Below are 21,932 nucleotides of genomic sequence, written 5' to 3' on the forward strand. Positions count from 1 at the left end.
ACATGGGGAGATGACAGACGTGAGCACCCCGACGACGACCCGACCGGCCGCTTCCCGCACCAGCGCCGATGTCTCGGCCCGGTTGCTCAGGTCCGCGGCGAAGAAGTCCTACGACCCCGCCGTCGACATCGACTGGGACGCGCCGCTGGACCCGCAGAAGACCTGGACCCCCGCGCACCGCGTCTCGCTCTACGGCACCGAGCTCTGGGACGCCCTCGACGAGGACCAGCGTCGGGAGCTCGCCAAGCACGAGGCGTGCAGCGTCGCGGGAGCCGGGGTGTGGTTCGAGACGCTGCTCATGCAGCGCCTGCTCAAGGACTTCTACGACGACGACCCCACGAGCGACCGCGCGCAGTGGGCCCTCACCGAGGTCGCCGACGAGTGCCGACACTCGCAGATGTTCGCGCGGATGACGCAGGTCGCGGGCGTCCCGAGCTACGGCCCGGTGCCGTGGGTCCGCGCCATGTCGAAGCTCTACAGCCTCGTCACCTGGGGCCCGTCGGCCTACGCGACGATCCTCGTCGCCGAGGAGGTCCTCGACCGGCTCCAGCGCGAGCAGGCCGACGACCCGGACGTCCAGCCGCTGATGCGCCAGGTCAACAAGATCCACATCATGGAGGAGGCGCGGCACGTCTCCTTCGCCCGCGCCGAGGTCGCCGACGGCATGGCCGCCCGGTCCCGGCCCGCCCGCGCCTACCACCGCTTCGCGACGGCCTTCGTCAGCTTCTTCATCGTGCGCAGCCTGATCCACCCCGGCGTGTACTCGTCGGTGGGGATCGATCCGAAGCGGGGGCGCAAGGCCGCGCTGGCCAACCCGCACTACCAGGAGATGATCCGGTGGGCGGGGGAGAAGATCGTGGGCTTCCTCGACGAGGCCGGCATGGTCAAGGGCCCCGGCAAGCCGCTGCTGCGCCGCGCGTTCCTGCTGCCGCGCCGCGCCCGACGTCGGGCCCCGCTCGCCCGATGAGCGAATGGCGCCGTGCTCGCGTCGGATGGGAGGAATGCGCCATTGCTGCAGCGGGGCAGGGGCACTGCGGGCCGAACGACTACGTCAGCGGCAGCTCGACGACGGGGTCCAGCGTGCCGTCCCGCCCGGAGCGCTCGAAGCGCACCCGGGCGGCACGGCCGTGGATCTCCAGCGTGGCCACCGCGTTGCCGAACCACGGCCCGCCGATCGGGTCCCACGCCACCGGTTCCTCGGGCACGCCCCACCAGCGCCCGACCCGGCGGACGAGCCCGACGACCGGGCGCATCCACCCGGCGTCGAACACGTACTCCATGAACCACGGGACGCCGTTGCGCACCGGGGAGCAGGTGAGCTGGTAGATCCGCGAGCGGGTCGGCGTCGCGAACCGGGCGCGGGCGGCGTAGCTGTGGTGGACGTCGCCGGAGAGCACGCATACCGTCTGCGGCGCCGACGACGACGCCCCGACCCGCTCGACGAGCCGGGCGAGCCGGTCGAACGAGGCGCGGAACGCCGGCCAGTGCTCGAGGTCGACGGCCTGGCGCAGCTTCTCGGCCAGGCGCGAGCCCGCGGCCGCCGAGCGCTCGTTCATCGCCTGGACCTGGGCCGCCGCCGGCGGCATCAGCCACGGGATCGACGAGCCGATGAGCAGGTGGTCGACGTGCTCGGGGTCCTCGACGGCCTGCTGCTCGATCCACGTGAACGTCTCGTCGTTGATCATCAGGCGTTCCGAGGCGTTGAGGACCCGCCCGCAGCGCGAGTCGACCATGAGGAGCCGTGTCCGCCCGAGATCCCACCGGTAGCTCCACCGGACCCCCTCCGGCTGCCCGACGGCGGCGTCCGCGCGGGCCGCGTACGCCTCGAGCAGCGGCCAGGCGTCGCCGTCGGCGGCCGTGACCGACTTGTACAGCTCGTCGGCGGCGAGCGTGTCGGGGTCGAGGTTCCCGACGTGCTGGTACACCCAGTACGACGCCAGGGCCGCCCGGATCCGCCTCGGCCACCACGGCTGCCGCGCCATCTCCTCGCGCCAGGCCAGCGAGGTGTTCCAGTCGTCGCGGACGTCGTGGTCGTCGAAGATCATCGATGTGGGCACCGTCGAGAACAGCCAGCGCAGCTCGGGGTCCGTCCAGCTCTCGGCGTAGAGGTGGGCGTACTCGGTGTAGTCGGCGATCTCGAGGCCCGGGCCGGTGTCGGCGCCGCGCCGGGCGCGGATCCACTCCTGGGTGCGCGGGGTGGGCTCGTCGGCGTAGATCTGGTCGCCGAGCAGGCAGAGGGCATCGGGGAGCTCGGCCGCGGCGGCCGCGTCATCGACGGCGTCGCGCACCCGGGCGAGCAGCCGCTCCGCGTACGCGTCGAGCGCGTCCCGGCCGTACTCGCGCTCCAGCTCCTCGTCGTCGGTCGGGGGGTAGCGGCAGGAGCCGAACACGATCCGTTGACGTGACGGGTCGGCGACGACGGCGGTGGTGGCGCGGGTGCGGATCCGGCTCGCCGGCGTCCCCGTGCCCTCCAGCGGCCACACCCGCCCGCCGTCGAGGTGCACCTCGTAGGTCCGGGCGGTACCGGGGTCGAGATCCCGGACGACGACGAGCGCGTAGTGGTGGCCGTGCACGGTGAAGGTGCGTGCGGCGTGGCCGAGCACCTCGACCTCGCCCGGCGCCGCGGTCTCGACCCAGACCGACGCCGTCGTCGTCCCCACGTGCCGCAGGATGGGACCGAGCAGGAGGCCGCCGTGATCACCCGTCACGCCGCCATCTCTACCGCACGCGGACGCGCGGTGGGGGCTACGGCTGGTCGGTGAGCCGTCCGAGGCGGCGCTGGAGCTCGTCGAGGCGGGCCTGCAGCAGGGTGACCTCGGCGGTCAGCAGCGGGATCTCGGCTTCGGGGCTCGGGGCCGTCGGCGCGTCAGCGGTGTCGCATCGCAGACGTCCAGTGTCCGGAAAGCCACTCTCACCGAGCGGGGCGAGCGGCGCCATCGCCGAGTACCCGCTGCCCTCGTCGACGCTCACCGGCACCCCGGACAGCGCGCCGAACGTCGCCAGCGAGAGCACCGCGCGGCGGCCGGCGCACTCCCGGCACACCGGCTCGAGCCGTCGCCACCCGACGACCCCGCCCCCGACGTCGTCGAGCGCGGCCGCCGTCCGCCCGCACCGGCAGCGGCCGACCCGCACCGAGCGCACCGTCTGGCGCTGGTAGCGCAGGCCGAGCTCGTAGGACACATAGCGCCCGGAGGCGAGCACCTCGAGCAGGACGCTGCGCTCGTACTGCTCGTCGCAGGCCAGGGCGCGGGCCTGCTCGGCGTCGTGGAAGCAGTAGAACCCGCAGTCGCACCACGTCGACGGGCAGCGGTGCCGCGAGGACTGCACGCACACCGCCTCCGCGACGGTGCCGTAGACCTGGCTGCGCCCGAGCGCGACACCGTTGAAGCCGACGGCCGAGCCGTCGGCGGAGAGCATCGGGTACGCGATCTTCCACCCGGGCAGCGCCGGCCGGTCGGCCGGCACCTCGGGCTCCGCGCGGTCGGCCCGGCGCCCGAACAGGGCGCCGAACGCGCTCAGCTCAGCCCCCGGAGACGGCCGGGTCGGGGGTGCGCTCCGGCGCCGGGGTCTCGACGGCGGGTGGGGTCACCTCGACCGTCTCGGTGGGCACCTCCGCGGCGGGAGTCGGCGCGGGCGGGTCCTCGGCGATCCCGGCGGAGAGTCGGCGGCCCAGTCGCATGTCTGCCTCCCGTGGGTGCGATGCCCCCTGATGGTCGGCCGCGGATCGCGGTCCTGTCCAGAGCGGAGGACGTCTCGTCACGAGATCGTCGCGCGGCGACCCGGCCGCCGGGCGTCGTCGTGCGGACGGTCGTGAGGGCCCGGCCGGACCCGGGGAGCGGTCCGGCCGGGCCCACCGCGGCGTTCCCTACTCGGCGGCCTCGAGGCCGACGCTGTCCAGCGCCCCGCCGACCTCGTGCTCGGTGTCGGAGACGTTGTGGTCGACGTACTTCGCGACCGGCGTGAGCTCGGCGGCGTTCGCGGCGGGCGCGGCGATCCCGACGGCGAGGGCCGGTCCGGCGACCGCGGCGAAGGCGAAGCGGAGGGTGCGGGCGGAGAGCTGGGGCATGGGGGGTCCTTCCCGAGCAGGACGGTCGGCGTCCGGGAGCGGTTGCTCCGGACGACACCGCGGACGGTGTCGGTCGGCGCAACGACCGGTCACGCAGCGGGATCACGGCGCCGGTCGATCGGTAACGCAAAGATCATCGGCGCCGTCGGCGGATCCGCTGCCGCCGCGGAGGACACGCCCTGCTCATGGCGGGATACGCCCGTTTCAGCACGTTCGCGTGTTCCGTCATCTCGGCGTGTCCGCGGGGAAACGCGCCGTTGACGGGGGTGACCGGCGTCGCCGTGCCCGAGGGTCAGGATTCCGCGGGTGACCCGACGCTCGCCGGGGCGTCCTCGGCGTCGGGCACGTGGCCGCGCGTGCGCAGCATCGCCCACCCGACGAGGGCCGCGGCGACCACCGTGAGCACGACGCCGGCGACCGTGACCGCCTCGGAGAACTCCGCGGCCTGCGTCGCGTCCCAGTGCGGTGCCGCGACGGAGCCGGTGAACAGCGCCGCGAGGATCGTGCCGCCGATCGCGATCCCGGCGCCGGAGCTGACCTCGGTGGCGGTGTCGGTGAGCGCGGCGCCGATCGAGGTGCGGTTCCGCGGCAGCCCGCGCAGCACGTTGACCGCGGCGACGACCCCGGACACCCGGAGCCCGGCGGCCACCAGCGCGAGCGCGACCGCGACGCACGGGTAGCCGAGCACGCCCGACGCGCAGGACACGGCCAGCCCGACGACGATGGCCGCCGCCCCCAGCCAGCCGGCCCGGGCGAGACCGACCTTCTCGACGAACGGATTCACGAACGGGCCCGCCGCGATCAGGACCACGACCTGGGGCAGCATGCCGAGGGCCGCGAGCGCGGGTGGCCAGCCCCAGGCCAGCTGCAGCTGCAGCGTCACCAGGTAGCCCAGGCCCGCCGTCGCCACCCCGGCCGCGGCCTTGTAGGCCAGCCCGCCCGAGACCAGCGGACGGGCGACGAGCGCCGGGTCGAGCAGCGGGTGGCGCGCGGCGCGCTCGCGCCGGACGAACAGGACCGCGGCCACGACGACGGCGCCGGTGGTCGTCCACGGCGCCCACGAGCCGGTGCCCTCGTCGACGAACAGCGTCGGGGCGACGAGCGCGAGCACGATCGCCGCGGTGCCCAGCACGGCGCCGAGCAGGTCCACGGGGACGCGGTGGAGGTCGGCGGGGTCGTCGGGGGCGATCCCGGCGCGGATGCCGAGGATCGCGAGCAGCGCGATCGGCACGTTGACCAGCAGCAGGACCTGCCACGGGGCGACCGCGAGCACGAGGCCGCCGACCGTCGGCCCGACCGCGAGCCCGACCAGCCCCACGGTGGAGATGAGGGTCATCGCCTTCACCCGCAGCCCGTCGTCGTCGAACAGCCGGAACGCGAGCGCGATCGACCCGGGCGTCGTCATCGCGGCCGCGACGCCCATCACCGCGCGGACCGCGATCAGCTCCGGCGCGCTGGTGACGAACGCGGTCGCCAGGCTCGCGACCGCCAGCAGCGCGAGGCCGACGACCATGACGCGACGCCGGCCGGAGCGGTCGGCCACGGCGCCGAACACGAGCATGAGACCGCCGAACACGACTCCGTAGGCGCCGGTCACCCACTGCAGCGCGGTGGTGGAGGCGTGCAGGTCTCGCCCGATGGTCGGCAGCGCGACGGTGAGGACCGAGTTGTCGAGCATCTCGAACAGGAACACCGCGGAGAGCCCGGCGAGGGCCACCCGGGCGTCCCGGAGCGAGCGGCGAGTCGTGGTCACGAACACTGTTCTAGTTACGAACAACGTTCGCGTCAAGCTAGGGTGGCGACGTGGACGCGAGAGAGCGCCGCGCGGCTCGTCACCGGTCGCCGGCAGCCGGGAACGACGTCGGGTCGCGGCGCCGGCGGGCGCCGATCACGCCGGAGCAGGTCGTCGACGCGGCCCTCGGCGTCGTCGCCGCCGAGGGCTACGAGGCGCTGACGATGCGGCGACTGGCCACCGCGCTCGACACCGGGCCCGCGTCGCTCTACGCCCACGTCGTCAACAAGGCCGACCTCGACGAGCTGCTCATCGGGCGGCTCTGCGCCGAGCTCGTCCTCCCCGAGCCCGACCCGACGACGTGGCGCGACCAGCTCCGGGGGGTGCTCGCCCAGATGCGGGACCAGTACCTGCGCTACCCCGGCATCTCCCGGGCCGGGCTCGCGCTGGCGCCGACCGACCGGGAGATCGCCCGTGTCAGCGAAGGGGTGCTGTCGATCCTGCTCACCGGCGGTGTCGCCCCGCAGGCCGCGGCGTGGGCCGCGGACGCCCTCCTGCTCTACACCGCCGCCTACTGCCTCGAGGTGTCGATCGTCCGGCAGCGCGCGACCGAGGACGACGCCGTCTGGGTCCTCGACCGCGAGGAGATGCGGGGCCGGCTGGCCGCGCTGCCCGCGGCCACGTTCCCGAACACGGTCCGGTACGCCGGCGAGCTCACCGCGGGGGAGGGGCACGACCGGTTCGACTTCACCGTCGGCCTGGTGCTCGACGGGCTGGCGCACCGGTAGCCGGAGGCGGCCCGTAGGCTCCCGCGCGCGGCGCACGACCGGGTGAGGCGGCGGGGTCGGGCCGCGCGGGGGCAGTAGCTCAGCTGGTCAGAGCAGCGGACTCATAATCCGTCAGGTCGTCGGTTCGAACCCGACCTGCCCCACCACACCCGCAGGTCACAAGCCTGTCGGGCTGTGGCTTGAAGATCCGTTGGACACTTTACGGCCACTATTCGCTCTCCTCGTCCGGACCCCACACGGCGTCGAAGGCGTCGGCTGCCTGGCGCCCAGCGGAGCGCTTGTCCATGTAGACGTCCTGCGTGATCGAGGGCCGGGCGTGCCCGATGTGGCCGGCGATCGCGCGGGCCGAGAGCCCGGCCTGGTCGAGGACGGTGGCCGCGGTCTTGCGGAAGGCGTGGCTGGTGACCCAGCCGTAGCCGGCGCGGTCCAGGGCAGTCCGCAGCCGGGCGCCGGTGTTGTGCGGGTCGCGCCAGGAACCGCGGCCCAACGCGTGGCCCCGAGAGTTCGGGAAGACCATCGAGGTCGGGAGCACGTCGTCGGGACGCCGCTCGGCAAGCGTCGTGCGGACGAAGGTGGGCAGTGGAAGGACTCGCTGGGCGGAGAAGGTCTTGCCGCTATGGCGGACGAGCCCGACCTGCTTGACGCGGACGATGTTGGCGACGACGGCCACGGTGCCGCGCTGCCAATCGATGGCGTCGTCCTGAACGGCGATGACCTCGCCGATGCGGCAGCCGGTGCCGAGCATGAAGCGCACCAGGTCCGGTACGTCGAACCGGTAGGCCTCCTCGTCGTCGTCGAGGCGGGCGAGGAGGTCGACCCGCTCTCTTCGGGTCAGTGCCCGGACGTCCTTCTTGGTGCCCTCGATGCGCCCGACGTCGCGGACAGGGTTGGTCGGGATCGCGCCGAGGCGGGCGGCGTAGGAGAACGAGCCGGAGACGACGGTGCGGATGCTGCGGACGGTGTTGGGAGAGAGGTGGCCTTCGCAGGTGCGGAAGAAGCCGTCGAGGCGGGCGACGGTGGCCTCACGGATGCGCAGTTGTCCGAGCGCCGGGACGACGGTGTGGTGGGCGTGGAAGGCGTAGGTGTCGTAGGTGGTGCCTCGGCGTCGGCGCTTGGTCTCCTCGAGGAACAGTTCCACGAGAGCGGCGACCTTGGTGTCTCCGGTGACCGGCGAGCCGCTGTTCGGCTGGCGGTCCTGGATCGCCTTCTTGAGATTCCGCTCTGCAGCGGCCTTGGTCTTCCCGCTGCGCTTGACGGTGCGCACGACCCCGTCGAGGTCGCGGAATTTCGTGGTGACGACCCAGCCCGACACGCCGCCCGACTCGTAGGGGTAGTGGCGGAGCTTGCCGTGCGAGCCGATCGGCATCGGCGGCCGGCCCATCGCTAGGCCACCTCGTCGGTGAGGCCGTCGAACCAGGACTCGACCTCAGCCGGGTCGAACCGCACGTGGCGCCCGACCTTCTTGCCCTTCGGGCCGTAGCCCTGGGAACGCCAGGCGTAGATCGTGCGCGCGGGGACGTCGAGGAAGTCGGCGAGTTCCTGGACGGTCCAGAGCTTTGAGAGTCGCGGGTTCATGGCTCGGTTCTCCGCTTCATTTGTTGACGTCGGCGGCGCGGTCGGTGGCCGCGCCGAGTTGGTGGGCGAACGCGCCGGCCCCGGAGGAGACGGCGGGTCCGAGGGCGGGGAAGGCGGCGAAGAGCAGGCACAGCGTGACGACGCCGGAGACGACGGCGGCCCCGGCGCGGCGGCTCTTCGCCAGTAGCACGGTGATGAGGAAGGCGATGACGACGATCGCGGCCAGGCTCATGCCGCCCACCCCTGTCCCTCGGCCGGGTCTAGGCGGCGGCCGTGGCGGGCGATGCGGTCGCAGTACTCGCCGTAGGACCCCAGGTACGGGACCCGGAGGCGGACGAGCTCGTGGCCGGGGGTGGAGAGGTAGGCGATGCCGGGTTCGGCGTTGGCGTGGGTGGGGCCGAGCTTGCGGGCGTCTTCGCCGTGCAGCATCACCAGCGACTCACCCGGCACCCGGAACGACAGGCGCAGGGCGAACTGGTCGCGGGCGTAGCCGCCGCCGACCGCGTTGGCCTCGAACCGTTGGGCGAGCATCAGGACCCGGAACGCGGCCTTGCGGCCCTCGGACACCAGCCGCAGCACGGTGGAGGTGATCCGCTCGGCGAGCTTCTTGTCTTTCGCCTGGGCGGCTCGTAGCAGGCCGGGAAACTCTTCGAGCACGACCAGGACCAGTGGGTTCTGCACGGTGGGCTGGACCTTGTCCTGGCGCGGTGGCATGGCGTCGAGGCGGCGGTCCATCTCGGCGGCCAGCGCGTCGAGCATGACGGCGTGGGCTTCCAGGTCCTTGGTGCCGACCGCTTGCCAGGGGCGGTGGGCGGTGCCGTCCCAGGCGCGGCCGAGCAGCAGCCCGGTGATGTCTGAACCGGTGACGAGGATGTCGGCGGCGCCAGCGACCTGGGAGAGGATGCCGTAGCACCACGCGGACTTGCCGCCACCGTTCTGGCCTTGGATGGCGAGCTGGACGGCTTCGGCCAGGACGTGGAAGAGGTCGCGGCCGTCCTCGGTGCGGCCGAGCAGGACCGGCTGGTCGGCCCGGGAGATCGTGAGTGCCGGGAGCCGGAACGGTTCGCGCAGTGGGTCGCATGGCAGCAGCACGACCCGGACCCAGCGGCCGGCGAGGGGTTCGACGCGTAGGCCGTGGCCGCCAAGGGTGTGGGCGAGCCGGTCGGCGTGCTTGATGATGTCGTCGGGTTCGCCGCCGGGGAGTAGTTCGACGGAGAACGCCACCCCGGGCCGGTTCCGGAGGGCTCCGAAGCGGGGGGTGCGAATGGTGACCCCGGTGGGCATGGGGATGTACTGGCACAACCCGACGCCGGTGCAGGCTTCTCGCCACAGGCTGCGGAGGTCTTCTTCGAGGCGGCGATGGTCTTCGAGGCGGCGCTGCTCGGCCCACCGGTCACGCAGCCGCCCCAACAGCCCACGAGAGGCCCGGTGGTCGTGTCGGTGGGTGCGGGTGGCGGGGGAGTGGTCGGTGGGCATCAGGCGGCCCTGCGTTCTTGGCAGCGGGTGCAGAGTTCGCCGTCGACGGCGGGCATCGGGAACAGCAGCGCGCAGCCGGGGCACATGGGGTCGTCGTCGGCGACCGGGTCGGGGATGCCGGCGGCGCGGGCGCGGCGGATGGCGCGGCGGTCGGTGGGGGTGGTTACCGCCCACAGGCCGTGCCCCTGGCCGGTGTCGAGTGCCCACCGCAGGCATTCGGTCGAGACGGGGCAGGCGCCGCAGATCGGTGCCACCGCCATGCGGTGGCGGGCGACGATCACGGAGGTGTCGTCGTCGCAGGGTGGGAAGAACAGTTCGGGGTCGGTGTCGCGGCACGCCGCGTAGCGCTGCCAGCTCACGGTCAGGCCGCCTCAGCAGTCGTGTCGGCCGAGCGGCGGCCGGTGGCGCGCTGCGGGCCGGCGGGGCGGATGGCTTCGGCGGTGAAGGCGACGTCGACGCCCTTGCCGCCGTTGCGGGCCTGACGGACCTTGGCGACCAGCCCGACGAGCTCGACTTGCGAGTACGGGGCCAGCTCCGGGGCCTCGTGGGAGATGACGCGGACGCCGTGCATCTCGTGGCGGCCGTCGCGGCCGGTGGGGAGCATGACGTCGTAGATGCGCACCGGGGCGCCGGTGGCCTCGTCGAGCAGCGGTTCACCGGAAGAGCGCCGGCCGTTGGGGCCGTCCTCCCAGCGCTCCATGGTCTGCGCGTGCCCGGTGGCGACGGCCTGCATCTGGTCGGTGTCGATGGGTGCGTTGAACTCGAACATGCATCAACCGTGCGGCCGGCCGCTGGTCGTCTCGTAGTCCGCGCTACACGTCCCGGACTAGTCCCGAAACTAGTCTCTAGGATCTTGTCGATCATTTATGCTGGATCCGAAGTGCCCAAGACTGACGGTGGTGAGTGCTACGTGTCGAGCATCGAGGGCCAGTCGGCGCTCAGGGACCTTCGACGCCAACGTCGCTGGACGCAACGATTTGTAGCGGAACAGCTTCAGTCGCTCGCGTTCCACAAGTACGGGGATCGTTCCTCGGCAGTGAACGCAGACATGGTCTCTAAGTGGGAACGCGGAGAGAAAGGTGTAAGCTCGTTCTACTGCGACCTACTCTGCATACTGTTCGAGGCAGACGCCCGGGCGCTGGGCCTGGCCATCGCGGCACCGCCCCCGGTCTCCTCGGCTAGGGTTGCCGACGAGCACAGCGCGGACGTCGACCTGGCCGGCGCGATACACGAGACCTCGGTCTTGCTGTCGCAGCTGGGCCCGGCGGCCGCGCTCCTCGAACGGAGGATGGTCGACGTGTGGAGGAACGAGGCAATGCGCCGCAGGACGCTGATGAAACTCATGGGGCTCGCCCCGGTGGCGCCGGCGGTCTCCAACCTCGGAGGCGACCGTCCTTCACCGCGTATTCCCTCCATTCGTGATCTCGACGATCTAGCTGATCGCTACCAGACGCTTTACCATTCCGCCAATCCTGGCGTTCTCATACGTCCAGTTCTTGCGCACCTAAACACCGTCACTGACGCGATCCGAAGTGCTCGTGATGGAGTTTCGCGCACCAAGCTCTTGGCCAACCGGGCTCGGGTCTCGCTGTTGGCTGGGCGGCTCTCATTCTTCGACCTCAACGACCCCATGACAGCGCGAGGCCACTACACACTTTCGGTCGAGGCCGCCTCCGAGGCGGGAGACCATCACCAAGCCGCAGCCGCCCTCGGGCACATGGCGTTCATTCCAGCGGCGGACTACAGCATGTCTGCTGCGTTGCAATACCTCGACGGTGCGAAGTCTCAGGCGGAGCGCGACCCCCACGGCCCCCTGAGCTCTTGGGTACACGCAGTGGAGTCTGAGTTTCACTCCCAAGTTGGTAATCACGCGGCGGCGTTGCGAGCCGTGGAAGCTGCAAAGACCGCGTACGTGTCTACTGCGCTGCAGAGCGATCTACGTTGGTTCGACTACTTCGACGAGAACCGGCTGGCTGGCTTCGCCGGTTACGCCAACCTGCGAGCAGGCCGGTACGACGACGCGGCCGCCGAGCTAGACGATGCGCTAGACCTCCCAATGTCCGCCATCAAGCAGCGGTCGGTGTTCCTCGCCGATCTGGCGACAGTCCGTTTCCACGCCGGCGATCTGGAACATGCTTGCCAGATCGCGAGCGATGCCACGGACGAGCTTCGGCGCGCCGGCTACGCGACGGGAGTCGGTCGTCTCCGTGAGTTTCATGATCTAGTCTCTCCGCGCAGCTCCACGCCCGCTGTGCGGGTCTTCTCCGAACGGCTCGCGGCCCTGCAGCTCCAGGAGGCATAGATGCCCATCCGTGCTGTGTGGTTCGACGTCGGTGAGGCGCTGATCGACGAGACTCGCGAGTACGGCACGTGGGCTGACTGGCTCGGCGTCCCCCGTCACACTTTTTCCGCGGTCTTCGGCGCGGTGCTTGCCCGGGGTGGTGACTACCGTGAGGTATTCCAGTACTTCAAGCCTGGGTTCGATCTCGCGGTGGAGCGGGAGAGGCGCTTCGAGGCTGGGCTGGGCGAGTACCTGAATGCCAATGATCTCTACCCGGATGTCCGACCCTGCTTTGATGCACTCCATGCGCGGGGTCTGTTCGTCGGCGTCGCGGGCAATCAGACCGTGCGCGCGGGGCAGTTCCTCCGCGAGCTGCATCTGAACGTCGACGTCCTGGCTACATCGGACGATTGGGGCGTGAGCAAACCGGACGATGCGTTCTTTGAGAAGCTGATCTCGGTTTCTGGGCACGACCCGTCCGAGATCGCCTATGTCGGAGACCGTCGAGACAACGACATAGCGCCGGCGGCGCGCGCTGGCTTATATACGATCCTGGTGCGACGGGGGCCGTGGGGATTCATCCTCGCGGAGGGTGATTTCCTCCCGAGCCCGGACGTTGTTGTGGGTGGCCTCTCGGAGATTCCGGACTTTCTCGGCCACTAAATCCGGCGCGAGCATCTGGTCACGCGTCGGGTCGTAGACGACGTTTCCGATCGCACGGCCGAGCGCCACGCACCGCGCTGCTCCCGGCATCAATCACCGTCTCTGTCCCGCCGAACTCGTGGGTGGTCCACACAGAGACGCAGGTGGCGGCGACGAGAAGGCGCTGCTCACAGCCGACGAAGCGGACGGTCGGCAGGCGTGCAGCGCTTGATGTCGGTCAGGCGCCGCCCGCGGTCACGATCATGTCGGTGACGAATCCGATCGCTAGGCCGGCGAACACTCCGAGATAGAGGGCGTTGCGGTGGCCGCCGCGGCTGGCCAACCCGATCAGTTGTAGCACCACGTAGAGGATCGACCCGGCGGCGAGGGTGAGGAAGAGGACGCTGAGGGCGTCGCTGGTGAACTGGTGGCCCACGATGGTGCCCAGCACGGTGGGGCCGCCCCCGATGAGGCCCATGAGCAGGAGGAACCCCCACCCGGGTCGATCTTCGGCGGCTGCCAGTGGGGCAACGATGCCGAAGCCTTCGGTGCCGTTGTGCAGCGCGAAGCCGATGACGAGCAGCACGGCCAGCCCGATCTCGCCGGTGGCGGCGCTGCCGCCGATCGCGAGGCCTTCTCCGAAGTTGTGCAGCCCGATCCCGACTGCGATCAGCAGGGCGAGCCGTCGCGCCGGGGACCACGTCGTGGTCCGGGTCGGCGTGTCGGTGGCGGCCATTGCCCCGGGGCCGCCCGCGCGTCCCGCCGGCCGGGCCGCGGGGTGACCGTCGTCGCCCGACGGACCGGTGTCGGTGCGGCCCAGCCAGTGTTCGTAGGCGATCAGCGACCCGAAGCCCACCGCCAGTCCCAGGAGGAACAGCACCCCGTACCCGAGGACTGGACCGAGCCCGCCCGAACCGTCGTGCAGGGCGCCGAGGGCAGTGTCGACTGGTTCGAACGCGTGGCTGAGGACGTCCCAGAGCAGAAAGATCAAGATCCCTACCGCGACGGCGTTGAGCCCGACGCGGGTGCCTGGAGACGGCGAGCGGAGCCGCCCGAGTGGCAGGCCCAGCAGGATCGTCGCCCCCGCGATGAAGCCCAGCAGCAGCGTCTGTCCCTCGCCCATGCGCCCCTTCGCTCCCAACACCATGGGCGTGGCCCGCCCGAGTATGGGCAGGCTCACCTAATCAAGGGTGAGTGTCAATGGCCCCCGCAGAGACGAACCACCCTGCAGGCAGCGCCCGCGGTGTCCTCCGCGATCGTTCAAGCCTCGCGCCCCTGACCCGACCAGCCCACACTGCACACGTGGACCGGCAGACCGTCCATCAGGACATGGAGCGCACGCGAGCGAGCTTCCATGACCTGCACGCCCACGCGACGCCGGCCGAGCTGCGACGGCGTTCCACCGGCACCCGCTGGACCAACCAGCAGCTGCTGTTCCACATGCTGCTCGGCTACCTGATCATGCGGGCGCTGATAAATCTGGTGCGGGTGTTCGGCCGGCTGCCGCCGCGCACCAGCCGGGCGTTCGCAGCCGTGCTCAATACCGGAACACGGCCCTTCGACGTCGCCAACTACCTCGGCTCCTGGGCCGGTGGCACCGCGCTCGGGCCCCGCGCTCAGAGCGTGTTGTTCGACCGTGTCATCGCCGCACTCCACCGCAGGCTCGACGCCGAGACCGACGCCGACCTCGGCCGCGGCATGTACTACCCGACCCGGTGGGACCCGTTCTTCCAGCAGTACATGACCCTCGCAGACCTCTACCGTTTCCCGACCCAGCATTACGACTTCCACCGCCGCCAACTCACCTTGAAACAGGGGAGCCGCTGGCATCCGCCATCGCCCACATCGTGATCGGCGCCCGGCGTCTGGACGTGAGTCGGTTCAACGAGGTGCAGCGCTACTCACCTATCGCCCGGTGGGTGGTGAGCACCCAGCCGCGTGTCCCCATTCCAGGCCGTGGGCGCCCAACCAGGCCGAGGCCGCATCGATCCCGCCGCGCTCCGCGGCGGCCAGCACGGCACACGCACGTCCCGAGGCGTCCAGCAGGCGCCACACGTCGGCCGGGAGGGTCAGTCGGACGTCGGCGTCCTCGTCTTCCTCGGCGATCTCCTCGTCGCTGGCCTCCCGGCCCAGGCCAGCGAGGGCGCGCAGGTCGCGGCGCCCGGTGGACCAGGTCAATTGCCGCCGGCCGTCGGAAGCCGCCTCCCACTCCCACCAGCGCGCCATCGCGGACTCTTCGTAGGTCTCGACGGCGTCGGCAAGCACCTGCATCGGGGTGCGGCCACCGCGGGCGCGGCCTTCCTTGCGATGTCCGCCGGTCACCTCGTGAGCCATCTTCGTGAAGTAGTCGGCCAGGTCCCCGTCGCCGAGTTGAGCCCGGCGCAGGTCCCACCCGTGCTCCTCCGACGCCGAGAACCCCTTTCGTTCCAGCGCCCGCCGCCAGCGGCCGAACAGTCGCAGGCCGAGAGCGGCGCGAGCGAGGTCGGCGGAGACCTCTTCGCGGAAGCAGAGCAGGACATGGAGGTGGACGTGCCAGCCGTTGTCGCCGTCGGTGACCTCCACCGCGCGGGCCCACCCGAGCAGCCCGCCGAACCGCTCAGAGTCCTCCTGCCAGGAGGACCCGGAGGTGACCCGCTGCCAGGCATAGGAAAGGACGTCCCAGCAGCCTTCCTGGGCCTTGAGAGAGTCGAGTTCGATGGCGTCGGCCTCGGCCTGGCGCTCGTCGACGTCCCAGCCATTGGCCTCGGCGACCTGGACGTCGGCCAGGCGCTCCTCGAGCCGGTTGCGGCGGGCCCGCTGCTCGGACGTTAACCCGAGGCGGTCGCCACGCTCGTGGCGCATCGTCAACGTCAGCAGGAAGGCTGACCCGCCGAGGCCGTCGACCGCGCGCACCACGGTGGCGAGGTCGTCGGCGCGGCGGGTGGCGATCTTCGCCGCGCACACCGGGCAGCACCACACTGACCCGCAGGTCTTGAGCCCGCCGTAGGCGGCGGAGCGGGTGCCGTCGCGGTTCTCGATCACCCCGAGCGTCACGCCGGCCTCCGGGTTCATGGTGTGCCCGCAGTACTTGATCCGCTTGAGCCGGGAGATGCGCCGTAGCTGGGCGCGGCGTGACCACCGGTTCGCCCGGCGCTCCTGGGCCCCGGCGACCTGCTCCGCGGTCCTTGGTTGGGCGTGTTCGCGGCGGCGGTGCTTCCCGGGCTGGGTGGCCGATCGAAGAGTTGTTGCCCCTTTACCGAGAGCGGGCGCGGTCATCGGGCACCACCAACGCGGATCGGGGCCGGCGCTGGCGCGCCGGCCGTGCCCGGCCCCTGCGGGCCGGGCACGCTTCCCCTCCTGTCTTCGACCCGGGGCGCGCGCCCTGCCCGGGGGCCTGGCACCAGCACGGCAGTGGCAGCGACGACCAGCACCGCGACGAGCGGCGCCAGGACGACGAGCCCACCTCGAGCAGCGGCCACACGGTCGAGCCGGCCATCCCGATCCGTGGGGCAGCTCAGGGCCGCGCGGCCACGCCAAGGAAAGCGGAACCGGCTTCGCCGGGCAGCCGTGTCGGCGGCGGCCGAGTTTGACCGGCCGTCCCTCCCCAGCAAGGGCCGCAAACCATCTTCACCGCCCGCACCAGCAGCACACCCCCGACCCGTCGAGGGCCGGTGAAGATCGTTTGCTTCCTCCCTTGCCGGCGAGCCTCCGACGGCCGAACGGGCCGCAGGCGCGGTGGAGCCGGGGACGGCCCCACCCACAGCGCCCGCCGCCGACACGGCCAACCACCGGAGGCCCCCATGACCAACCTCGCCGCACTCCTCGACACCTGGCAGACCTGGTCGGCCCGCGAGGTCATGACCCGCGCGACCGGTTACGCACCCGACGAGGAACTGACCGTGAGCACTCTGGATGCCCTGTGCGCCAGCACCGAGCTCGTCGACGTGCTGACCGGCTCGCGGTGGCAGGCCATCCACGCAGCGCGGGTCGAGGGAGCGAGCTGGGAGCAGATCGGCATCGCGACCGGCACCATCGCCGAGGACGCGCGAACCACTTACGCGGCCGTCCTCGAAGCCCAGAGGAGCGTGCTCGGTCGGGACGTGAGCCTCTACCGACACGTGCTCTGAGGGCCGGACCATGAACCGAGGAGAGGTCGCCGAGACGTCTCTCCAGGGTTTCCCGCCAGCAGTCGGCCAGGCACCGCAGGGGCTGCGGTTCACCCCTGTTGCCGATTCTTGGTCCGACCACCAGCCGAGCAACTCCAGGGGAGCACCATTGTCCGACGGAGAGCCGCCCGATCCGCGGCTGGTGCGCGAAGAGGCGCAGGAGACCAGCGCGGCAGCCCGTGCCGCCCGAGAGCGCAGCGAGGAGATCAGGATCGAGCTGGACCTGCTCCGGGAGCGCTCCAAGGCCGAGCCGGTCGAGATCGAACCCGAGGTCGAGGGGGTGCTGCGGGCACACCTGGTCCACCCGCCACCGCCAGCGCCGTAGTGCGGTCGCCGGGCGGTCGCTGGTGACAGGGCCACCGTCCTGACCTGCAGCGAGCCGCCCCGCCCTTGCTGGTCGCTGTTACGGTGGGGCCCGGTCCACCACAGGGCCGACGTCAGGACGCGGGGCGCGTCCCTCTTCCGGGGTCGCGTCCGACAGTCCCGTTGTTCATGTGCGTCCTCTTCCACCGAGATGCGGTGGGGGGCAGAGCGCAGCGCATGCCGCTTCGGTTCTGCCTTGCTGGCACGCGGTATCCGTGCGCTGTCGCCGTCACCCCCCGGTATCGGTGGAGGTGAGCCTTCTCCGTGGAAACGTCCGATGTGTTGCTGCCGACGCTGCGTCGAGCGGCCCAGGACCTGGTCGCCCAGCGGACCATCCGTGACCTCGAGCTGACGCTGGACGCGATCGTCAACGCTGCTGTGCAGACCGTGCCCGGCGCGGACGATGGCGGTGTTTCGTTCACCGACGGCGGCACGGTCACCTCCCGTAGCCCCACCAGCGATGCGGTGAACAGGCTCGACCGGCTGCAGAGCGAGCTTCACGAGGGCCCGTGCATCAGTGCTATCGACGACGCCCCCGAGGACGGCATCGTCCTGGCCGGCGACCTCGACGGCGACGACGCGCACCGGTGGCCTCGCTTCGCCCCGCAGGCGGTCGAGGCCGGGTACGGCTCGATCCTCTCGGTTGGGCTCGACGCTGGACCGGGAGCGCGGGCGGCGCTCAATCTCTACAGCGCCCAGCCCCACGCCTTCGCCGTCGACGCCCGGATCACCGCCGGGTTGTTCGGGGTCCAGGCGGCGCTGCTGCTCTACGGCAGCACCCAAGCCGGTGTCCTGGTGCGAGCGGTCGACAGCCGGGACGTGATCGGCCAGGCCAAGGGCATCTTGATGGAGCGCTTCGGCGTTGACGACGACGAGGCCTTCCAGATGCTGGTCCGCTCGTCCCAGGACATCAACATGAAGCTCGTCGACTGCGCCCGCTGGTTGCAGAAGGAAGCGATCGAGCACCGACGGAGGAGTCGGGAGACGACCGACAACATCGACAACGACAACTGAGCGGACAACATTATGGATTCCGACGGAGCCCGCGACATCTCCGCGATACTCGCCCGCGCCCGAGCGGCACAGCACCGGGCCGATTTGCTGTACGACTTGGCTTGCGAAGCAGCGGTGGACGCCATGCTGTCGCAGTACCGCGTCGAACAGGTGCAGTTCTCCCCGGTGGTCGAGGCCACGCTGCACCTGCTCCTCGGCAAGGATTCGCCGCAGCTCCACGACCCACGAGGGCACCGACAGGCACCACCGCACGGCACCCACGAGATCATCGACGAGGACACCGCCCCGCAGGGCGCCGACGGCCCGCCCTCGCTGGCATGACGAGGGAAGGGCGGAACCCGAGGTGAACCTCAAGCCCCCATGGTCGCGCGTGCCCGGCTCAGCGGCCCTTCCGCTGGACACCCGTCCGTGCGAGAGGCATGGTCGTGAGCCGTGAAGACGCTCAGGACGTGGCTCGCTCTTCGTCGTGAGGGGCGCGGCCTGAGCCTCTACGCCGTCGCCCGCGGCTGGAGCTGACCCAAGATCGTTCCCCCACTTTTCTCCCACGGAATGGTCGAGCCGAAGCCGCCGAGACCGTAGGCAGCCGGTGAGGCTCGCGCGGCGTTTCCGCAGCTCAGGAGTCTCCTCCGCGAGCAGCCGCAGCAGACGGACACACACCGACCAGAACCCGTCAGGCTCGTGGCCATCCATCCCGCGCACCCGCAGCGCCGACCCTGCGAAGCCGATCTTCGGGCCATGATCCTTGTTGACAGATCGTTCGAGGTCGGAGGACCGTAGACGCGTCGCTGACCGGACAGCCCGTTCGGCAGTGGATGTAACGATTCGTTGGTGAGGCGCCCGGAACACTGGGTCCGGCGTCTCGACAGATCGTCCTTCATGCGCGTCCTCGATCGCCGGGCCACGGTGAGAGGCAGAACGCAGCCCATGTCGCTTCGTCTCTGCCTCGGACGCGCGCCCCCGTCGCGCGCCGACCATCGCTCCCAGCGGACGGAAGCGGCCGCCATGACCACCAGAGAATCCAGCAGCGCGAGCGCGACCACACCGCGGGTGCACGTCGAGGCGCCGGCCTCGCGGGCGTTCACGGCGCTTGCCGCCGACCGAGCTCGGGCCCAGAGACGCCAGGCAGCCGCCGTTCGCGAGCGCGTGCGACGACAACTCGGGCAGATGTTGAACTCGTGGGCCGCTGCCCACGGACTGGCCTCGACCGCGGGCGCGCTGCAGTACCACGACGTGCTCGAGCTCGTCCTCCAAGCGGGCGCCGCGCTCTACGGCGACTGCCGATCGGTCAGCCTGACCAGCATCGATCAGCTCTCCGGCGATCAGAACCCGTACACCACGGCCGCGGCGACCGGCGGATCGAGCGTCATCGACGCAGCTCAGCACCGGCTGAATGAAGGTCCCTGTATCGAGGCCACCGAGATGGACCTGCTCACAGCGGTGTACGCCGACGACCTGGCCACCGCCGACGCGCACGGCTGCTGGCCCCGCTTCTCCGAGGCCGCCGGCACGTTGGGGGTGCGCTCGTCGCTGTCTGTCGCGCTGCCCTGGAGCGCCTTCCGCGTCGGTCTGCAGGCCGACCAGCGTGCGATCGGGAGCATCAACTTCTACAGCTCCGAGGCGCACGCGTTCGACCAGTCGGAAGTCAAGGCGATGATGTTCGGTGCCTGGGTCGGCTCGATCTTGACCGGCAAGACGCCTGCCGAGGTCTACGAGGGCTGCTTCTAGCGATCGCTCACCCTGAGCTCGCCGCTCGACCCGCGCGCGGGCGGAGGACGCTCTGGTTAGCGCACCTCGCCTTGGCTTCCCGCACACGCCTCGAGGAGGTCCTTGAGGGCCGACAGGTCTTTGGCGTTGGCCCGGCGCATCGCTGCCGACATGAACGGCGCGCCGAGACTGGAAAAGCCAGAGGGCTCGCCACGGTTGCGCAGGACCATTCGAGTCCCGCCGTCGGTCGTGTCCTCCCAGGAGTAGGTCGTCTCCATGGGGAACGGTCCTTGAACGGTGGTCATGACGAACCGATGCGAAGGCTCCAGCTCGCGTACCTCGTAGGAGTAAGCGAGCCGCCGACCGAGGAAGTGGGCGACGAACGCGATCCGCGAGCCCGGGCGCACCGGACGAGATGTCTCCCACTCCACAGAGTTGATGTTCTGGCACCACCGGGTCGCGTTGTCGGGGTCGCTTGCGAAAGCCGCGACCTCGGCGCGGGGCCGCTGGATCGTGATGGTGCTTTGTACGTCGACCCGGGTCACGCGCCGAGGATGTCAGGCTGGTCGTCGTCGTGGCGAGACGCCGTGCCCCAGTCCCCAGGGCAAGATCAATGCAGCATGCAGGCAGCGCGAGGCCTGGGAGTCGGGTCCGCAGCGCTGGACGCGGCAGCACGAAACAGCAGGTCAGGCCGCATGCGACGGCCCCGGGGGATACCCCGGAATCGAACCCAGGCCCGTTCACGCGGAAGAGGCCTACGGCGCGCGGTCGCCCTTTGGTACTCGCGTCGCACACGCGTTCGATAGACAGCGCGCGAAGCAACCGGCACCGTCCGAGGTTATGAAGACGATCAGGACTTGGCTCGTACTTCGTCGTCAGGGCCGCGGCCTCAGCCTCCACGCGGTCGCGCGCGGCTGGTCCTGACCGCGAGCCGTCATGATCATTTGGGCACTTTACGGGCACAGAACGACGCGGGACCGGCCGTCGGGGCCGTAGGTGGCCAGTCACGGCCAGGCGTGGTTCCCGCAGCTCAGAGGCTGGTTCGAGGCTTAGAGCGTGGGCTTCAGATGGCCCCGAGAACGATCCGTCAGGTCGTCGGTTCGAACCCGACCTGCCCCACGAGCTGAGGCCGATCCGTCCGGCCGTGCGAGCTGATCGCCGGGCCGAGCCCACGGTTGACCGCCGTGCCCGAGTGGGCGGACAGTGAGGGTCGTCGGGACTCGGACAGCCTGTCCGATCGCGGCGTGAACGGTTCGATGGTGAGACGTCCGGAGCACTGGGTCCGGCGCCTCGACAGATCGTCCTTCATGTGCGTCCTCGATCGCCGGGCCACGGCGAGAGGCAGAACGCAGCGCATGTCGCTTCGGCTCTGCCTTCGACGCGCGCCCCCTCTGCGCGCCGATCACCGCTCCCAGCGGACGGAGACGGTCGCCATGACCACCGGCACAGCCGGCACCGCAAGTCCGGTCGGTCCCGGCGCCCAGGCCACGATGAAGGCCGGGCGCGCCATCGCAACAGCCGCTATCGAGCGAGCTCGCGCCCAGCAGCGACACGCCGCTACTGCGCAACGGTATGCACGACAGCAATGCCGTGAGGTGCTGAACGCCTGGCCTGCCCTCCACGGGCTGGCCTCGCACCTCGACTTGCGCCGGTACCCCGACGTCCTCGGGCTGGTCCTCGAAGCGGCCAGCGCGCTGTACCGCGGCTGCCGATCGATCAGCCTGACCAGCGTGGATCAGCTCTCCGGGGATGAGTGCCCGTACTCCACGGTCGCGTCGACCGGCGAATCGAGCGCGGTCGACGACGCCCAGTACCGGCTGGAGGAAGGTCCCTGCATCGACGCCACCGCGATGGACCTGCTCACGTCGGTGTGCGCCGACGACCTGACCACCGAAGTGGCGTGCTGGCCCCGCTTCTGCGAGGCCGCGGGCGCGCTGGGGGTGCGCTCGACGCTGTCCATCTCGTTGCCCTGGAGCGCGTTCCGCCTCGGCCTGCAGGCCGAGCAGCATGCGGTCGGGGCCATCAACTTCTACAGCGCCGAGGTGCACGCCTTCGATCGTTCGGAGGTCAAGGCGGTGATGTTCGGCTCCTGGGCCGGCTCGATGTTGACCGGTAGGCGGCCCGCCGAGGTCTACGAGAGCTGCTT

24 protein-coding genes, 1 tRNA gene and 1 pseudogene are annotated in these 21,932 nt (G+C 70.9%); 12 read left to right on the forward strand and 14 right to left on the reverse strand.

The window, feature by feature from the left end:
- Positions 1-10 precede the first annotated feature (10 nt).
- Positions 11-967, forward strand: a complete 957-nt coding sequence (locus HH311_RS25380) for a diiron oxygenase (RefSeq protein ID WP_169186492.1) — start codon at positions 11-13, stop codon at positions 965-967.
- A 79-nt stretch (positions 968-1,046) separates the two neighbouring features.
- Here HH311_RS25380 and HH311_RS25385 read toward each other — a convergent pair whose 3' ends face one another.
- From HH311_RS25385 to HH311_RS25405, 5 genes are all read right to left on the reverse strand, one after another.
- Entirely contained in the window at positions 1,047-2,660 is a 1,614-nt protein-coding gene (locus HH311_RS25385) for an alkaline phosphatase D family protein (RefSeq protein WP_312030397.1), read from the reverse strand.
- Between the two features lie 85 nt (positions 2,661-2,745).
- The gene (locus tag HH311_RS25390) at positions 2,746-3,465 is read right to left on the reverse strand and encodes a hypothetical protein (protein ID WP_312030398.1); all 720 of its coding nucleotides are present in this window, start codon (positions 3,463-3,465) and stop codon (positions 2,746-2,748) included.
- 55 nt (positions 3,466-3,520) lie between these two features.
- Complete coding sequence (locus HH311_RS25395) at positions 3,521-3,679, reverse strand: hypothetical protein (protein WP_169186494.1); 159 nt, start codon at positions 3,677-3,679, stop codon at positions 3,521-3,523.
- 186 nt (positions 3,680-3,865) lie between these two features.
- Entirely contained in the window at positions 3,866-4,066 is a 201-nt protein-coding gene (locus tag HH311_RS25400) for a hypothetical protein (RefSeq protein ID WP_169186396.1), read from the reverse strand.
- Between the two features lie 292 nt (positions 4,067-4,358).
- Positions 4,359-5,819, reverse strand: a complete 1,461-nt coding sequence (locus HH311_RS25405; RefSeq protein WP_312030399.1) for an MFS transporter — start codon at positions 5,817-5,819, stop codon at positions 4,359-4,361.
- A 50-nt stretch (positions 5,820-5,869) separates the two neighbouring features.
- Between HH311_RS25405 and HH311_RS25410 the strand changes: the two genes are divergently transcribed.
- The gene (locus HH311_RS25410) at positions 5,870-6,586 is read left to right on the forward strand and encodes a TetR/AcrR family transcriptional regulator (RefSeq protein WP_169186495.1); all 717 of its coding nucleotides are present in this window, start codon (positions 5,870-5,872) and stop codon (positions 6,584-6,586) included.
- Positions 6,587-6,654: 68 nt separating this feature from the next.
- Positions 6,655-6,732, forward strand: a tRNA-Ile gene (locus HH311_RS25415).
- Between the two features lie 62 nt (positions 6,733-6,794).
- Here HH311_RS25415 and xerC read toward each other — a convergent pair.
- The 6 genes from xerC to HH311_RS25445 all read right to left on the reverse strand — a co-directional run bounded on the left by xerC (position 6,795) and on the right by HH311_RS25445 (position 10,406).
- The gene (gene xerC / locus HH311_RS25420) at positions 6,795-7,967 is read right to left on the reverse strand and encodes a tyrosine recombinase XerC (RefSeq protein ID WP_169186496.1); all 1,173 of its coding nucleotides are present in this window, start codon (positions 7,965-7,967) and stop codon (positions 6,795-6,797) included.
- Positions 7,968-7,969: 2 nt separating this feature from the next.
- Positions 7,970-8,161 carry an AlpA family transcriptional regulator gene (locus tag HH311_RS25425; RefSeq protein ID WP_169186497.1) on the reverse strand — a complete coding sequence of 64 codons (192 nt, stop codon included), beginning with the start codon at positions 8,159-8,161 and terminating at the stop codon, positions 7,970-7,972.
- A 16-nt stretch (positions 8,162-8,177) separates the two neighbouring features.
- Positions 8,178-8,393, reverse strand: a complete 216-nt coding sequence (locus HH311_RS25430; RefSeq protein ID WP_169186498.1) for a hypothetical protein — start codon at positions 8,391-8,393, stop codon at positions 8,178-8,180.
- Positions 8,390-9,571 carry a hypothetical protein gene (locus tag HH311_RS25435; RefSeq protein WP_169186499.1) on the reverse strand — a complete coding sequence of 394 codons (1,182 nt, stop codon included), beginning with the start codon at positions 9,569-9,571 and terminating at the stop codon, positions 8,390-8,392. The genes HH311_RS25430 and HH311_RS25435 overlap by 4 nt, the downstream gene beginning before the upstream one ends.
- 65 nt (positions 9,572-9,636) lie before the next feature.
- The gene (locus tag HH311_RS25440) at positions 9,637-9,996 is read right to left on the reverse strand and encodes a WhiB family transcriptional regulator (protein ID WP_169186500.1); all 360 of its coding nucleotides are present in this window, start codon (positions 9,994-9,996) and stop codon (positions 9,637-9,639) included.
- A 2-nt stretch (positions 9,997-9,998) separates the two neighbouring features.
- Positions 9,999-10,406, reverse strand: a complete 408-nt coding sequence (locus HH311_RS25445) for a hypothetical protein (RefSeq protein ID WP_169186501.1) — start codon at positions 10,404-10,406, stop codon at positions 9,999-10,001.
- A 111-nt stretch (positions 10,407-10,517) separates the two neighbouring features.
- Between HH311_RS25445 and HH311_RS25450 the strand changes: the two genes are divergently transcribed.
- Together HH311_RS25450 and HH311_RS25455 are read left to right on the forward strand one after the other, a co-directional pair.
- Entirely contained in the window at positions 10,518-11,939 is a 1,422-nt protein-coding gene (locus HH311_RS25450) for a hypothetical protein (RefSeq protein WP_169186502.1), read from the forward strand.
- Positions 11,940-12,581 (forward strand): HAD family hydrolase, encoded by a 642-nt coding sequence (locus tag HH311_RS25455; RefSeq protein WP_169186503.1) that lies wholly within the window; start codon positions 11,940-11,942, stop codon positions 12,579-12,581.
- 217 nt (positions 12,582-12,798) lie between these two features.
- Here HH311_RS25455 and HH311_RS25460 read toward each other — a convergent pair whose 3' ends face one another.
- Positions 12,799-13,740: a ZIP family metal transporter gene (locus HH311_RS25460; protein ID WP_312030400.1), complete on the reverse strand. Its 942-nt coding sequence runs from the start codon at positions 13,738-13,740 to the stop codon at positions 12,799-12,801.
- 122 nt (positions 13,741-13,862) lie between these two features.
- Between HH311_RS25460 and HH311_RS25465 the strand changes: the two genes are divergently transcribed.
- Entirely contained in the window at positions 13,863-14,411 is a 549-nt protein-coding gene (locus HH311_RS25465; protein ID WP_169186504.1) for a DinB family protein, read from the forward strand.
- Positions 14,412-14,465: 54 nt separating this feature from the next.
- Here HH311_RS25465 and HH311_RS25470 read toward each other — a convergent pair whose 3' ends face one another.
- Complete coding sequence (locus HH311_RS25470) at positions 14,466-15,815, reverse strand: hypothetical protein (protein WP_169186505.1); 1,350 nt, start codon at positions 15,813-15,815, stop codon at positions 14,466-14,468.
- A gap of 524 nt (positions 15,816-16,339) precedes the next feature.
- Here HH311_RS25470 and HH311_RS25475 point away from each other — a divergent pair.
- From HH311_RS25475 to HH311_RS25495, 5 genes are all read left to right on the forward strand, one after another.
- Positions 16,340-16,666 (forward strand): hypothetical protein, encoded by a 327-nt coding sequence (locus HH311_RS25475; RefSeq protein WP_169186506.1) that lies wholly within the window; start codon positions 16,340-16,342, stop codon positions 16,664-16,666.
- 148 nt (positions 16,667-16,814) lie between these two features.
- Positions 16,815-17,030 carry a hypothetical protein gene (locus HH311_RS25480; RefSeq protein WP_169186507.1) on the forward strand — a complete coding sequence of 72 codons (216 nt, stop codon included), beginning with the start codon at positions 16,815-16,817 and terminating at the stop codon, positions 17,028-17,030.
- 302 nt (positions 17,031-17,332) lie between these two features.
- A complete protein-coding gene (locus tag HH311_RS25485) occupies positions 17,333-18,082 on the forward strand; it encodes an ANTAR domain-containing protein (RefSeq protein ID WP_169186508.1) in 750 nt (249 codons plus the stop codon).
- Between the two features lie 114 nt (positions 18,083-18,196).
- On the forward strand, positions 18,197-18,403 hold the full coding sequence (locus HH311_RS25490) for a hypothetical protein (protein WP_169186509.1): 207 nt from the start codon (positions 18,197-18,199) through the stop codon (positions 18,401-18,403).
- Between the two features lie 681 nt (positions 18,404-19,084).
- A complete protein-coding gene (locus HH311_RS25495) occupies positions 19,085-19,807 on the forward strand; it encodes a GAF domain-containing protein (protein ID WP_169186510.1) in 723 nt (240 codons plus the stop codon).
- A 56-nt stretch (positions 19,808-19,863) separates the two neighbouring features.
- Here HH311_RS25495 and HH311_RS25500 read toward each other — a convergent pair whose 3' ends face one another.
- Positions 19,864-20,331: an SRPBCC family protein gene (locus HH311_RS25500; RefSeq protein ID WP_169186511.1), complete on the reverse strand. Its 468-nt coding sequence runs from the start codon at positions 20,329-20,331 to the stop codon at positions 19,864-19,866.
- Between the two features lie 888 nt (positions 20,332-21,219).
- Between HH311_RS25500 and HH311_RS25505 the strand changes: the two are divergent.
- A pseudogene (locus HH311_RS25505) lies at positions 21,220-21,932 on the forward strand (hypothetical protein); the annotation flags it as partial.

The sequence above is a fragment of the Actinomycetospora sp. TBRC 11914 genome (assembly GCF_012933465.1).
Classification (GTDB): Bacteria; Actinomycetota; Actinomycetes; order Mycobacteriales; family Pseudonocardiaceae; genus Actinomycetospora.

Bases quoted from the DNA above. Each gene is read 5' to 3' on its own strand.
- HH311_RS25470 (WP_169186505.1), bottom strand. From the start codon at position 15,815: ATGACCGCGCCCGCTCTCGGTAAAGGGGCAACAACTCTTCGATCGGCC.
- HH311_RS25445 (WP_169186501.1), bottom strand. From the start codon at position 10,406: ATGTTCGAGTTCAACGCACCCATCGACACCGACCAGATGCAGGCCGTC.
- HH311_RS25430 (WP_169186498.1), bottom strand. From the start codon at position 8,393: ATGAGCCTGGCCGCGATCGTCGTCATCGCCTTCCTCATCACCGTGCTA.
- HH311_RS25380 (WP_169186492.1), top strand. From the start codon at position 11: ATGACAGACGTGAGCACCCCGACGACGACCCGACCGGCCGCTTCCCGC.
- HH311_RS25455 (WP_169186503.1), top strand. From the start codon at position 11,940: ATGCCCATCCGTGCTGTGTGGTTCGACGTCGGTGAGGCGCTGATCGAC.
- HH311_RS25495 (WP_169186510.1), top strand. From the start codon at position 19,085: ATGACCACCAGAGAATCCAGCAGCGCGAGCGCGACCACACCGCGGGTG.
- HH311_RS25425 (WP_169186497.1), bottom strand. From the start codon at position 8,161: ATGAACCCGCGACTCTCAAAGCTCTGGACCGTCCAGGAACTCGCCGAC.
- HH311_RS25475 (WP_169186506.1), top strand. From the start codon at position 16,340: ATGACCAACCTCGCCGCACTCCTCGACACCTGGCAGACCTGGTCGGCC.
- xerC (WP_169186496.1), bottom strand. From the start codon at position 7,967: ATGGGCCGGCCGCCGATGCCGATCGGCTCGCACGGCAAGCTCCGCCAC.
- HH311_RS25395 (WP_169186494.1), bottom strand. From the start codon at position 3,679: ATGCGACTGGGCCGCCGACTCTCCGCCGGGATCGCCGAGGACCCGCCC.
- HH311_RS25400 (WP_169186396.1), bottom strand. From the start codon at position 4,066: ATGCCCCAGCTCTCCGCCCGCACCCTCCGCTTCGCCTTCGCCGCGGTC.